The 742-nt window shown below is 69.4% G+C and carries 1 protein-coding gene and 1 pseudogene; one reads left to right on the top strand and one right to left on the bottom strand.

Features of this window, described 5'->3' with window-relative positions:
• Positions 1-320, bottom strand: a pseudogene (locus CCN44_RS42410) (MFS transporter); the annotation flags it as partial.
• A gap of 104 nt (positions 321-424) precedes the next feature.
• On the opposite strand from CCN44_RS42410, the gene CCN44_RS42405 reads away from it, so the two are divergent.
• Positions 425-742 (top strand): MarR family winged helix-turn-helix transcriptional regulator (locus CCN44_RS42405; RefSeq protein ID WP_143650501.1); only part of this gene is annotated, 318 nt, incomplete at its 3' end.

Genomic DNA, 742 nt, shown 5'->3' with positions numbered 1-742 from the left:
GCCGCCGCGGACAGCAGCACGGCCCAGGCGGTGCCCGCGAGGCCCAGGCTCAGCGCGCCCAGAGCGGCGGTCACCAGGGCGGCGAGCAGGACCGGCAGCGGGCCGCGCCGCACGATCGCCCGGCCGGCGAACGGCAGCACGATCAGCGCGGCCACGGCGAAGACGGCGAGCACGAGCCCCGCCGTCATGGCACCCAGGCCCCGTACCTGCGCCACGTAGACGTACAGGTAGGGGACGGTGAAGCCGAGCCCGAACGCGCTGAGTGCGTTGCCCACGTGGATCCGGCGCATCGCTGCGCCCATCGCCCTGGTCACGTTCACCTCTCTCACTAGTTAGACCTGAAGACTTCAAAGCTAAAGTTCGAAGCTAAAGAGTACACAGTCAAGGACTTCAAGGCAAAGGGACGGCGTGCCATACTGCGCCCATGGCCGACACACCCGGCGTCACCGAGCCGACGCTCGAAGAACAGATCGCCGCCTACCAGCGCGAATTCCAGGACCTGGACCCCCAGGTCGAGAAGATCGTGTCGGCCCTGTCCCGGCTGAACCGCAGGATGAACGTCGCGTACGGCCGGCAGACCGCCGCCCTCGGCATCAGCAACGCCGAGTGGGAGGTCCTGAAGGCCCTGGTCCTCTCCGGCGCCCCGTACCGCATGGGCCCCAGCGACCTGGCCAAGCGGCTCGGCCTCACCCCGGCCGCGATGACCCACCGGATCGACCGCATGGTCGCCGAGGGGCTGGTC

It is taken from the genome of Streptomyces tricolor (assembly GCF_002155905.1).
GTDB lineage: Bacteria > Actinomycetota > Actinomycetes > Streptomycetales > Streptomycetaceae > Streptomyces > Streptomyces tricolor.
This window is presented reverse-complemented; position numbering and strand designations above follow the sequence as displayed.